Source organism: Pseudaquabacterium inlustre (assembly GCF_038066595.1).
Taxonomy (GTDB): domain Bacteria; phylum Pseudomonadota; class Gammaproteobacteria; order Burkholderiales; family Burkholderiaceae_C; genus Pseudaquabacterium; species Pseudaquabacterium inlustre.
The window spans coordinates 206,332-217,811 of the sequence record NZ_JBBUTH010000008.1 but is presented as its reverse complement, the minus strand read 5'-3'; the positions used below and the strand labels follow the sequence as shown (position 1 = coordinate 217,811).

Sequence of the window (11,480 nt, the reverse complement as noted above, 5' to 3'; positions counted from 1 at the left end):
GCGGGCGCGGCGGTGGGTGTGCCACGGCCGGTGCTTCGGACCTTACTCGGAGGTGAAGATCGAGCCCAGGCGCTCCATGCGCTCCAGTGCCATGCCGCAGCCGCGCACCACGCAGGTCAGCGGGTCTTCGGCCACCAGCACCGGCAGGCCGGTTTCCTCGGCCAGCAGGCGATCCAGGTCGCGCAGCAGCGCGCCGCCGCCGGTGAGCATCATGCCGCGTTCGGCGATGTCGGCGCCCAGCTCGGGCGGCGTCTGCTCCAGCGCGTTCTTCACGCTGGAGACAATCTGGTTCAGCGGGTCGGTCAGGGCTTGGAGGATCTCGTTGCTGCTGATGGTGAACGAGCGCGGCACGCCTTCGCTGAGGTTGCGGCCCTTGACCTCGATCTCCTTCACCTCGCTGCCGGGGAAGGCCGAGCCGATGTTCTTCTTGATCATCTCGGCGGTGGGCTCGCCGATCAGCATGCCGTAGTTGCGGCGGATGTAGTTGATGATGGCTTCGTCGAACTTGTCGCCGCCCACGCGCACACTGCCCTTGTAGACCATGCCGCCCAGCGAGATGACGCCCACCTCGGTGGTGCCGCCGCCGATGTCGACGACCATGGAGCCCGAGGCTTCGCTCACCGGCAGGCCGGCGCCGATGGCCGCGGCCATGGGTTCCTCGATCAGGTAGACCTCGCTGGCGCCGGCGCCGAGTGCCGATTCGCGGATGGCGCGGCGCTCGACCTGGGTGGAGCCGCAGGGCACGCAGATGATGATCCGCGGGCTGGGGCGCAGCACCGAGCGCGGATGGACCATCTTGATGAACTGCTTGAGCATCTGCTCGGTGACGGTGAAGTCGGCGATCACGCCGTCCTTCATCGGGCGGATGGCCTCGATGTTGCCGGGCACCTTGCCCAGCATGGCCTTGGCCTCCTTGCCCACGGCCTGGATGGTCTTCTTGCCGTTGGGGCCGCCTTCGTGGCGGATGGCCACCACCGAGGGCTCGTCGAGCACGATGCCCTTGCCGCGCACGTAGATCAGCGTGTTGGCGGTGCCGAGGTCGATGGCCAGGTCGGTGGAGAAATAGCGGCGCAGGGATCCGTACATGGGGAGACGCAATCTGGGCAGGAGAGGCGACGCGCGGCAGCAGGCGGCGGGTTCGCCGGGGTGCGCGCGGCCATCACGGGCGCGGCGCACAGGCTGGAAGGGGGCTCGAAAAGGCTCGAATGGGGCTCGGCACACCCCTGCGGGAACGCTGGCGAAGGCAGCGCAGACGCTGCGGCCGACAACGGGCGCGTAGGGGTGTGGATAACCGAAGATAATACCGCATCACCCCGGTGTTTCCCCCTTCGGAAACCCACCGTTGCACCCATTCCCCATGCCCCTGACCCCACAGGACGTGAGCCGCATCGCGCACCTGGCTCGCCTCGAACTCAGCCCCGCCGAAGAGCCGCAGATGCTGGCCCAGCTGAACGACTTCTTCGGCATCGTCGAGCAGATGCGCGCGGTCGACACCACCGGCGTCGAGCCGCTGTACACGCCGCTGTCGGCGCTGCACGCGGTCGAGCTGCGCCTGCGTGACGACGCCGTGACCGAGACTCCCGACCGCACCGCCAACCAGGCCAGCGCACCAGCGGTGGAAGACGGCCTGTTCCTCGTGCCCAAGGTCATTGAATGAGCGGCGATCTGCACAACCTGGGCGTGGCCCAGCTCGGCCGCGCGCTGGCCGACAAGACGGTTTCCAGCGAGGAAGTCACCCGCCACCTGCTGGGCCGCATCGAGGCGCAACAGTCGCTCGGCGCCTTCCTGCATGTGGATGCCGAGGCCGCGCTGGCCGGCGCCCGCGCCGCCGATGCGCAGCGCGCCGCCGGCCAGGCCGGCCCGCTGACCGGCGTGCCGATCGCGCACAAGGACATCTTCGTCACCCGCGGGGCGCCCACCACCGCCGGCTCGAAGATGCTGGCCGGCTATGCCAGCCCCTTCGACGCCACGGTCGTCGCCCGGCTGAACGCCGCCGGCACCGTGAGCCTGGGCAAGCTGAACTGCGACGAGTTCGCGATGGGCTCGGCCAACGAGAACTCGGCCTACTTCGCGGCCCACAACCCCTGGGACGCCACGCGCGTGCCGGGCGGCTCCTCAGGCGGCTCGGCCACCGCGGTGGCCGCGCGCCTGCTGCCGGCGGCCACCGGCACCGACACCGGCGGCTCGATCCGCCAGCCGGCCAGCTTCACCGGCATCACCGGCATCAAGCCCACCTACGGCGTGTGCAGCCGTTACGGCATGATCGCCTTCGCCTCCAGCCTGGACCAGGCCGGCCCGATGGCGCGCAGCGCCGAGGATTGCGCGCTGCTGCTGGGCGCGATGAGCGGCTTCGACGAGCGTGACGCCACCAGCGCCCAGCGCCCGCCGCAGGACTTTCATGCCCAGATGCTGACGCCGCGCGAGGGCGCCAGCGCCAGCCAGCCGCTGGCCGGCCTGCGCATCGGCCTGCCCAGGGAGTTCTTCCCCGAGGGCCTGTCCAGCGATGTGGACGCCGCCGTGCGTGGCGCGCTGGCCGAGTTGCAGAAGCTGGGTGCCACACTGGTGGACGTGAGCCTGCCGCGCACCCAGCTGTCGATTCCGGTGTACTACATCATCGCGCCGGCCGAGGCCAGCTCGAACTTGAGCCGCTTCGACGGCGTCAAGTTCGGCCACCGTGCCCAGCAGTACACCGACCTGCTGGACATGTACAAGAAGAGCCGCGCCGAGGGCTTCGGCCCCGAGGTCAAGCGCCGCATCATGATCGGCACCTATGTGCTGAGCCATGGCTACTACGACGCCTACTACCTGCAGGCGCAGAAGCTGCGGCGCATGATCGCCGACGACTTCCAGGCCTGCTTCCGCCAGTGCGACGTGATCGCCGGCCCGGTGGCGCCCACGGTGGCCTGGGCCCTGCACGCGCAGGACGCCGACCCGCTGCAGGCCTACCTGGCCGACATCTTCACGCTGCCCGCCAGCCTGGCCGGCCTGCCCGGCATGAGCCTGCCCGCCGGCTTCGGCGAAGGCGGCATGCCCGTGGGCCTGCAGCTGATCGGCAACTACTTCGCCGAAGGCACGCTGCTGCACACCGCCCACGCGCTGCAGCAGGCCACCGACTGGCACACCCGCGCCCCGGCCGGCATCTGATCGTTCCCATGAGCACACCCGCCCTCATCCGCGGCTACGAGGTCGTCATCGGCCTCGAGACGCATGCCCAGCTTTCCACCGCCAGCAAGATTTTCTCGGGCGCCAGCACGGCTTTTGGTGCCGATGCCAACACGCAGGCCTGCGCGGTGGATCTGGCCCTGCCCGGCACACTGCCGGTGATGAACCGCGCCGCGGTCGAGCGCGCGATCCGCTTCGGCCTGGCCGTGGGCGCCAAGGTGGCGCCGCTGTCGATCTTCGCGCGCAAGAACTACTTCTACCCCGACCTGCCCAAGGGCTACCAGATCAGCCAGTACGAGATCCCGGTGGTGCAGGGTGGCCGCGTCACCATCCGCGTGGGCGAGGGTGACAAGGCGGTGGAGAAGGTGGTCAACCTGACCCGCGCCCACCTGGAAGAAGACGCCGGCAAGAGCCTGCACGAAGACTTCCATGGCCAGACCGGCATCGACCTGAACCGCGCCGGCACGCCGCTGCTGGAGATCGTCACCGAGCCCGACATGCGCAGCAGCGCCGAGGCCGTGGCCTACGCCCGCGCGCTGCACGCGCTGGTGATGTGGCTGGGCATCTGCGACGGCAACATGCAGGAAGGCAGCTTCCGCTGCGATGCCAACGTCAGCGTGCGCAAGCCCGGTGCGCCCTTCGGCACTCGGCGCGAGATCAAGAACCTGAACAGCTTCCGCTTCCTGCAGCAGGCCATCGACTACGAGGTCAACTGGCAGATCGACCAGATCGAGGACGGCCTGGCCATCCAGCAGGCCACCGTGCTGTTCAACCCCGACAAGGGCGAGACGCGGGCCATGCGCACCAAGGAAGACGCGCACGACTACCGCTACTTCCCCGATCCCGACCTGCCGCCGCTGGTGATCGCGCCCGACTGGGTGGAACGGGTGAAGGGCGAGATGCCCGAGTTGCCCGCGGCCATGGCCCAGCGCTTCCAGAGCGCCGACGGCCTGCCGGCCTATGACGCGGCGATGGTGACGCAGAGCCTGCCGTTCGCGCGCTACTACGAGGCCGCGCGTGACCTGTGCAAACAGCCCAAGCTGGTGGCCAATTGGCTGATGGGCGAGGTGAGCAAGCGCCTGAACACCGAAGGCCGCGACATCGCCGACGCCCCGCTGCCGGCCGCCACGCTGGCCGCGCTGATCGGTCGCATTGCCGACGGCACCATCAGCCACAACGCCGCCAAGCAGGTGTTCGACGCGCTGTGGTCGGGTGAAGCCGCCGAGGTCGATGCCGTCATCGAGGCCAAGGGCCTGAAGCAGATGAACGACTCCGGTGCGCTGGAGAAGATCATCGACGAGGTGCTGGCCGCCAACCCGAAGAACATCGAGGAATACCGCGCCGGCAAGGACAAGGCCTTCAACGCGCTGGTCGGCCAGGTGATGAAGGCCAGCAAGGGCAAGGCCAACCCGGCCCAGGTGAACGAGCTGCTGAAGGCCAGGCTGGCCTGAGGTTCGGTGGCGCGGCGTGCGCCGCGCCGTTCAGCGCCGGGCGCTTTGGCCGGACTCGGTAGAGGTGTTGGCCACCGGCAGCGCGCCCGGCTGCGTGCCCGTCCACAGCGCGCGCAGGCGCTGCAGTTCCGCGTCGTACAGCGCATTGATGCGCGCCAGCTCGGCTGCCTGGGTCTTGCTGGCGGCGCGCTGGGCGTCCATCGCGGCGTCGTTGGCGTCGAGCTGCTGCTTGAGCTTGAGCGGCAGCTGGCGGCCCTTGTAGAACTCCACCTCGTCCTGCAGCGGCTTGCGCTCGGCCGTCAGGTCCTTCATGCGCTGCTCGGTGGTCTTGATCGCCAGGCGCACGGTGTCCAGCGCGGCCTCGCGCGCCTTCTGGTGGGCGGCCTCGTTGGGGTAGCGCGCCATCAGGTTGCGGTCGCGGCGCACGGCGTCGTTCTGTGCCGCGCGCTGCTGGGCCGCCTGGCGCTCGGCGGCGTCGCGCTCGGCGCGCTCATCGGGCGTCAGCGTCGGCGGGATGACCTGGCGCACCGAGCCGTCCTTGTTGCGCAGCTGCTGCTCGCGCGCCAGGCAGGCGGGGATGGGCCGGTCGGAGGTGATGCGCTTGCCCTGCGCGTCCACACAGGTGTAGATGCCCGGGCCGCCGGCCGGTGCCGTCTGGCCCGCCGCGCCGGTGGGCAGTGCCAGCAGGGCGGGCAGCACGGCGGCCGCGGCCCCAGCCGCGTGGCGGCGCCAGCGCGGTGCCGGGGTCATACGCCGTAGCGGTCGCGGTACGCGGCCACGCGCGGCAGGTGGGCGGCCAGATCGGGGGCCTGGGTGGCCTGCAGGTACTGCAGCAGGTCGGCCAGCGTGGCGATGGCGCTGATCTGCAGGTTCAGGTGCTCGCGCACCCACTGCACAGCCGACCAGGGCGCGTCCTGGCCGTTCTCGGTGGCCTTCTCTTGCCGATCCAGCGCGATGGCCACGCCCACCGGCGTGGCGCCGGCGGCGGTGATCATGGCGATGGACTCACGCACCGAGGTGCCGGCCGAGATCACGTCGTCGATGATCAGCACGCGGCCCTTGACCGGTGCGCCCACCAGGGTGCCGCCCTCGCCGTGGTCTTTCGCTTCCTTGCGGTTGTAGGCGAAGGGCACATTGCGGCCGGCGCGCGCCAGCTCGATGGCCACCGCGGCGGCCAGCGAGATGCCCTTGTAGGCCGGGCCGAACAGCAGGTCGAACTCGATGCCCGAGGCCAGCAGGCGGCGTGCATAGAATCCGGCCAGCCGCCCGAGCTTGGCGCCGTCGTCGAACAGACCGGCGTTGAAGAAATAGGGCGACAGCCGTCCGGCCTTGGTCTTGAACTCGCCGAAGCGCAGCACGCCGGACTCGACCGCGAACTGCACGAACTCCTGCGCCAGGGCATCGGCCGGTGCGGTGGTGGGGGTCGTCATCGACATGGAGCTCCCTTGGCCTTTCGTCTCGTCACGCTGAACCTGAACGGCATCCGCTCGGCCGCCAACAAGGGCTTTCTGGAGTGGGCCGCGCAGGCAAACGCAGATTGTATGGGGGTGCAGGAAGTCAAGGCGCAGCACGAGGACGTGGCCGGCCGCTTCGATACCGTGGCCGGCATGCCCGGGCACTTCCACTACGCCGAGAAGAAGGGCTACTCGGGCGTGGGCCTGTACACCCGGCACGAGCCCAGCGACGTGAAGGTCGGCCTGGGCGACGCCGAGTTCGACGCCGAGGGCCGCTGGGTGGAGCTGCGTTTCGACAAGCCGGGGCGCAAGCTGTCCATCATCAGCTGCTACTTCCCCAGCGGCTCTAGCGGCGAGGAGCGGCAGCAGGCCAAGTTCCGCTTCCTCGACATCATGGCGCCGCACCTGGCCCGGCTGAAGAAGACGCGCGAGTTCATCCTGGTGGGCGACGTGAACATCGCGCACCAGGAAGCCGACCTGAAGAACTGGAAGGGCAACCAGAAGAACAGCGGCTTTCTGCCCGAAGAGCGCGCCTGGATGACCGCGCTGCTGGGTGCGGCCAAGGGCCAGGGAGGCCTGGTGGACGTGTACCGCCGCCTGCACCCCGACACCACCGACGCCTGCTACACCTGGTGGAGCAACCGCGGCCAGGCCTATGCCAAGAACGTGGGCTGGCGGCTGGATTACCACCTGGCCACGCCGGCCCTGGCCGAGCACGCCCACACCGCAGCGATCTACAAGGACCAGAAGTTCAGCGACCACGCGCCGCTGACCATCGACTACGGCTTCAGCCTCTGACCGAACGCACCCATGAGCACCGTCGCCACCCCTGCCGATCCCGAGGCCGATCCGCGCGTGAAGGCGGTGTTCGACGACATCCGGGCCACGCGCAAGACCGACTTCGTCAACAACCTGTGGCGCGCACTCGCCTTCGACCCCGCGCTGCTGGAGCGCACCTGGGCCGAGGTGAAGGCGCTGATGGCCACGCCCAGTGCGCTGGACCCGCTGACCAAGGAGCTGGTCTACATCGCCGTGTCCATCGCCAATGGCTGCGGCTACTGCGTGCACTCGCACACCGCGGCGGCGCGCGCCAAGGGCATGACCGATGCCCAGCATGCCGAGCTGCTGGCCATCGTGGGCCTGGCGGCCAAGACCAACCACCTGGCCACCGGGCTGCAGGTGGCGGTGGACCCGCAGTTCGACCGCAGCGCGTCGCGCTGACCGGCCGGGGGCTTCCCCCCGGTTGACAGTGCGCGGCCGCGCCGCGATGGTGGCAGGCCCTGCCCGCCGCACCGAAAGCGCCCGCCATGCACGCTGCCCAGCACCAGCACATCGCCACCGTGATGCAGGTGGCGGCCGATGGCGTGGGCGCTGCGGCTGCCGCGCGCCACGAGCAGGTGATCCGCGACAGCTGGCTGCGCTGCGTGCAGCAGCACCGGCTCGATCCCACGCGCATGCAGGAGGCGGTGATCCTGCCGCAGCAGCGCCTGCGCGAGCACCAGGACCAGATGGAGGCCTTTCTCCACATCGCCCGGCATGGCCTGGAGGCGCTGTACCAGCAGGTGGCCGGCCTGGGCTATGTGGTGCTGCTGACCGACGCGCGCGGCGTCACCGTGGACTTTCTGGGCGACCTGGTGGTCGAGCCCAGCCTGCGCCGCGCCGGCCTGTACCTGGGCGCCGACTGGAGCGAGCACCATGCCGGCACCTGCGGCGTGGGCACCTGCATCAGCACCGGCCAGGCGCTCACCGTGCACCTGGATGACCACTTCGACGCCACCCACATCCCGCTGACCTGCACCGCCGCGCCGGTGTTCAGCCCCGCCGGCGAGCTGAGTGCGGTGCTCGACATCTCGCAGCTCAGCAGCAGCCAGCCCAAGAGCAGCCAGCACCTGGCGCTGCAGCTGGTGAAGGTGTACGCCCAGCATGTGGAGAACGCGCAGTTCCTGCACCGCTTCCGCCATGACTGGGTGCTGCGGCTGAGCCCGGCGCCGCAGTTCCTGGACGTGAACCCCGACTACCTGGTGGCGCTGGACGCTGGCGGCCGGCTGATCGGCCACAACCGGCGCGCCCAGTTGCTGTTGCAGGGCCTGCCCGGCCTGCAGGGCCAGTCGCTGCTGGGCCAGCCGCTGTCGGCCTGGCTGGATGCGCGGCCGGAAGACCTGGGCCGCTTCGTCGCCGCGCGGCCGGCCGACCAGCGTGCGGTGATGCTGGCCGGCGGCGGGCGGCTGCTGTTCCTGCTGGCCTCGCCGCCGCCGGCGGCCGTGTGTGCGCCGGTGGCGGCGCCCGAGCGGCGCAGCCTGCCAGCGCCGCTGGCCGCACTGTCGGGCGGCGATGCGCGGCTCGACCGTCAGCTCGAGCGCGCGGCGCGCCTGGTCAACAGCCCGGTGAGCCTGCTGCTCACCGGCGAGACCGGCAGCGGCAAGGAGTACTTCGCCAAGGCCCTGCATGCCGCCAGCGAGCGGCGCGGCCGCCCCTTCGTGGCGGTGAACTGCGCCGCCATCCCCGAGGGCCTGATCGAGAGCGAGCTGTTCGGCCACCTGCCCGGCAGCTTCACCGGCGCCGGGCCGCGCGCCAAGCGCGGGCTGATCCAGGGTGCCGATGGCGGCACGCTGTTCCTCGACGAGATCGGCGACATGCCGCGCGCACTGCAGGCGCGGCTGCTGCGCGTGCTGGCCGAGCGCGAGGTGCTGCCCATCGGCGCCAGCCGGCCGGTGCCGGTGGACATCCGCGTCATCGCCGCCACGCACTGCCCGCTGGAGGCGCTGGTGCGCGAGGGGCGCTTCCGTGACGACCTGTACTACCGGCTCAACGGCGCGCACTTCCAGCTGCCTCCGCTGCGCGAGCGCGCCGACCTGGGCGTGATGATCGACCGCCTGCTGGCGGCGCCACGGCCGGGCACCGGCGCCGTTGAGCGTGCGCCGGTGCTGTCGCCCGAGGCCCGCGCGCTGCTGCTGGCGCACCGCTGGCCGGGCAACCTGCGCGAGCTGGCCAATGCGCTGGCCTATGCGCGCAGCGTGTGCAGCGGCGGCGTGATCCAGCCCGCCGACCTGCCCGATGCGCTGCTGGCTGGCGCGCCGCCGCTGGTGGGGACGGCACCGGCGCTGGCCGCCCCGGCGCTGCCCCCCTCGAGGCCCGGCGCCGAAGAGGCCGAGGCCTTGCGCCAGGCGTTGCGCGCGGCGCACTGGAATGTCTCGGCACTGGCGCGGCAGTGGGGCTGCTCGCGCATGACCCTGTACCGCCGCATGGCGCGGCTGGGCGTGAAGTCGCCCAACGCCCGCGATGGCGAGGCCGGCGAGCCTGCGCCGGGCGAGCCACCTGTCACAGCGGCGCCGTGACACCTGTCTCGCTGTGACAGTGGCGGCCGCGCCGCCGGGCAGGCCGCTCAGCTTTGCTGCAATGCAATAGGCGCCGGCCTGCCTTCAGCGGTCTCCCCAGCGTGGCGACGGCGGCGCGTGCATGCCGCGGTGCAGCAAGTGCCGCCCCCCACGGCTGACCCTGGCGTGCGGCACGCCGCTTGCGCTTGATCAAGGCCCGCGGCGCCCCGGCCTGCGCCGCGGCACTGCAACCCTTGATGGAGACAAGACGATGAGTGAATCCCAAGCCAACACCGCGGCGCGCGCCTGGCTGGCCGCCTTCGATGCGGCACTGAGCGCGCGCAAGCTCGACGCCGCCGTGGCCCTGTTCGGCGCCGAGTGCTACTGGCGTGACCTGGTCAGCTTCACCTGGAACATCTGCACGCAGGAAAGCCCCGAGCAGATCCGCGCGATGCTGGCCGCGCGGTTGGACGACGTGGCGCCATCGAACTGGCAGCTCGAAGGCGATGCGGCCGAGGCCGACGGCATCACCGAGGCCTGGTTCACCTTCGAGACCCGGCTGTCACGCGGCAAGGGCCTGCTGCGCCTCAAGGATGGCAAGGCCTGGACGCTGCTGACCACGATGGTGGAGCTGAAGGGCCATGAGGAGAAGACCGGCGAGCACCGCGCCGCCGGCGCCGAGCACGGCGTGCACAAGGGCCGCAAGAGCTGGTCGGAGCTGAAGGCCGAGGAAGCCGCCAACCTGGGCCACAGCGTGCAGCCCGAGGTGGTGATCATCGGCGGCGGCCAGGGCGGCATCGCGCTGGCGGCGCGGCTGCGCCGGCTGGGCGTCTCACACCTGGTGATCGAGAAGAACGCCAAGCCCGGCGACAGCTGGCGCCGTCGCTACAAGAGCTTGTGCCTGCACGACCCGGTGTGGTACGACCACCTGCCCTACCTGCCCTTCCCGAACGATTGGCCGGTGTTCGCGCCCAAGGACAAGATCGGCGACTGGCTGGAGGCCTATGTCAAGATCATGGAGATCAACTACTGGGCCTCCACCCAGGCCCAGGGCTGCCGCTACGACGAGCAGGCCGGCCGCTGGGACGTGACCGTGCAGCGCGACGGCCGGACCGTGGTGCTGCACCCCAAGGAGCTGGTGATTGCGCTGGGCGTGTCGGGCTATGCCAACGTGCCCAAGATCCCCGGCGCCGAGACCTTCCTGGGTGACCAGCACCACAGCAGCCAGCACCCCGGCCCCGACGCCTGCAAGGGCAAGAAGGTGGTGGTGCTGGGCAGCAACAACTCGGCCCACGACATCTGCGCCGCGCTGTGGGAGAACGACGTCGACGTGACCATGGTGCAGCGCAGCTCCACCCACATCGCCCCCAGCGCGGCGCTGATGGAGCTGGCGCTCGGCGGCCTGTACAGCGAGCAGGCGATCCAGAACGGCATCGACCACCACAAGGGCGACCTGATCTTCGCCAGCGTGCCGTACAAGATCATGCACACCTTCCACATCCCCGTGTACGAGGAGATGAAGCGTCGCGAGGCGGACCTGTACGGCCGGCTGGAGAAAGCCGGCTTCATGCTGGACTTCGGCGCTGATGGCTCGGGCCTGTTCATGAAGTACCTGCGCCGCGGCTCGGGCTACTACATCGACGTGGGCGCCTCCGAGCTGGTGGCCAACGGCAGCATCAAGCTGAAGAGCCGGGTCAACATCGAGCGCATCAACCCGAAGAGCGTGACGCTGACCGACGGCACCGAGCTGCCGTGTGACGTGCTGGTCTACGCCACCGGCTACGGCTCGATGAACCAGTGGCTGGTGGACCTGATCTCGCCCGAGGTGGCCGACAAGATCGGCAAGGTGTGGGGCCTGGGCTCCGACACGCCCAAGGACCCGGGCCCGTGGGAAGGTGAGCTGCGCAACATGTGGAAGCCCACGCAGGTGCCGCACCTGTGGATCCACGGCGGCAATCTTCACCAGAGCCGGCACTACAGCCAGTTTTTGTCGCTGCAGTTGAAGGCTCGCTTGGCCGGCATCCCGACGCCGGTCTACGCGCAGGCGCCGGTGCACCACCTGCGCTGACTGGGGCACCCGGCGCTGCGGGTACGCAGCG

The 11,480-nt window shown here is 70.3% G+C and carries 10 protein-coding genes; 7 read left to right on the top strand and 3 right to left on the bottom strand.

Features of this window, described 5'->3' with window-relative positions; all coding sequences use genetic code 11:
• Positions 1-42: 42 nt before the first annotated feature.
• Positions 43-1,086 (bottom strand): rod shape-determining protein, encoded by a 1,044-nt coding sequence (locus AACH10_RS15535; protein WP_341411361.1) that lies wholly within the window; start codon positions 1,084-1,086, stop codon positions 43-45.
• Between the two features lie 271 nt (positions 1,087-1,357).
• Between AACH10_RS15535 and gatC the strand changes: the two genes are divergently transcribed.
• The 3 genes from gatC to gatB are packed head-to-tail and all read left to right on the top strand — an operon-like array spanning position 1,358 to position 4,613.
• The gene (gene gatC / locus AACH10_RS15530; protein ID WP_341411360.1) at positions 1,358-1,657 is read left to right on the top strand and encodes an Asp-tRNA(Asn)/Glu-tRNA(Gln) amidotransferase subunit GatC; all 300 of its coding nucleotides are present in this window, start codon (positions 1,358-1,360) and stop codon (positions 1,655-1,657) included.
• Positions 1,654-3,144 (top strand): Asp-tRNA(Asn)/Glu-tRNA(Gln) amidotransferase subunit GatA, encoded by a 1,491-nt coding sequence (gene gatA / locus AACH10_RS15525; protein ID WP_341411359.1) that lies wholly within the window; start codon positions 1,654-1,656, stop codon positions 3,142-3,144. The genes gatC and gatA overlap by 4 nt, the downstream gene beginning before the upstream one ends.
• An 8-nt stretch (positions 3,145-3,152) precedes the next feature.
• Complete coding sequence (gene gatB / locus AACH10_RS15520) at positions 3,153-4,613, top strand: Asp-tRNA(Asn)/Glu-tRNA(Gln) amidotransferase subunit GatB (RefSeq protein ID WP_341411358.1); 1,461 nt, start codon at positions 3,153-3,155, stop codon at positions 4,611-4,613.
• Between the two features lie 30 nt (positions 4,614-4,643).
• Here the strand turns inward: gatB and AACH10_RS15515 are convergent, their stop codons facing one another.
• Both AACH10_RS15515 and pyrE read right to left on the bottom strand, forming a co-directional pair.
• Positions 4,644-5,363 (bottom strand): DUF4124 domain-containing protein, encoded by a 720-nt coding sequence (locus tag AACH10_RS15515; protein ID WP_341411357.1) that lies wholly within the window; start codon positions 5,361-5,363, stop codon positions 4,644-4,646.
• Complete coding sequence (gene pyrE, locus AACH10_RS15510; RefSeq protein WP_423228614.1) at positions 5,360-6,049, bottom strand: orotate phosphoribosyltransferase; 690 nt, start codon at positions 6,047-6,049, stop codon at positions 5,360-5,362. The genes AACH10_RS15515 and pyrE overlap by 4 nt, the downstream gene beginning before the upstream one ends.
• Positions 6,050-6,058: 9 nt before the next feature.
• Here pyrE and AACH10_RS15505 point away from each other — a divergent pair, with 9 nt between their 5' ends.
• From AACH10_RS15505 to AACH10_RS15490, 4 genes are all read left to right on the top strand, one after another.
• Positions 6,059-6,865: an exodeoxyribonuclease III gene (locus AACH10_RS15505; RefSeq protein ID WP_341411356.1), complete on the top strand. Its 807-nt coding sequence runs from the start codon at positions 6,059-6,061 to the stop codon at positions 6,863-6,865.
• A gap of 12 nt (positions 6,866-6,877) precedes the next feature.
• Positions 6,878-7,288, top strand: a complete 411-nt coding sequence (locus AACH10_RS15500; RefSeq protein WP_341411355.1) for a carboxymuconolactone decarboxylase family protein — start codon at positions 6,878-6,880, stop codon at positions 7,286-7,288.
• An 86-nt stretch (positions 7,289-7,374) separates the two neighbouring features.
• A complete protein-coding gene (locus AACH10_RS15495; RefSeq protein ID WP_341411354.1) occupies positions 7,375-9,402 on the top strand; it encodes a sigma-54-dependent Fis family transcriptional regulator in 2,028 nt (675 codons plus the stop codon).
• A 250-nt stretch (positions 9,403-9,652) separates the two neighbouring features.
• Entirely contained in the window at positions 9,653-11,449 is a 1,797-nt protein-coding gene (locus AACH10_RS15490; protein ID WP_341411353.1) for an NAD(P)/FAD-dependent oxidoreductase, read from the top strand.
• Positions 11,450-11,480: the final 31 nt, after the last annotated feature.

Bases quoted from the DNA above. Each gene is read 5' to 3' on its own strand.
- AACH10_RS15535 (WP_341411361.1), bottom strand. From the start codon at position 1,086: ATGTACGGATCCCTGCGCCGCTATTTCTCCACCGACCTGGCCATCGAC.
- gatC (WP_341411360.1), top strand. From the start codon at position 1,358: ATGCCCCTGACCCCACAGGACGTGAGCCGCATCGCGCACCTGGCTCGC.
- gatA (WP_341411359.1), top strand. From the start codon at position 1,654: ATGAGCGGCGATCTGCACAACCTGGGCGTGGCCCAGCTCGGCCGCGCG.
- gatB (WP_341411358.1), top strand. From the start codon at position 3,153: ATGAGCACACCCGCCCTCATCCGCGGCTACGAGGTCGTCATCGGCCTC.
- AACH10_RS15515 (WP_341411357.1), bottom strand. From the start codon at position 5,363: ATGACCCCGGCACCGCGCTGGCGCCGCCACGCGGCTGGGGCCGCGGCC.
- pyrE (WP_423228614.1), bottom strand. From the start codon at position 6,049: ATGTCGATGACGACCCCCACCACCGCACCGGCCGATGCCCTGGCGCAG.
- AACH10_RS15500 (WP_341411355.1), top strand. From the start codon at position 6,878: ATGAGCACCGTCGCCACCCCTGCCGATCCCGAGGCCGATCCGCGCGTG.
- AACH10_RS15495 (WP_341411354.1), top strand. From the start codon at position 7,375: ATGCACGCTGCCCAGCACCAGCACATCGCCACCGTGATGCAGGTGGCG.
- AACH10_RS15490 (WP_341411353.1), top strand. From the start codon at position 9,653: ATGAGTGAATCCCAAGCCAACACCGCGGCGCGCGCCTGGCTGGCCGCC.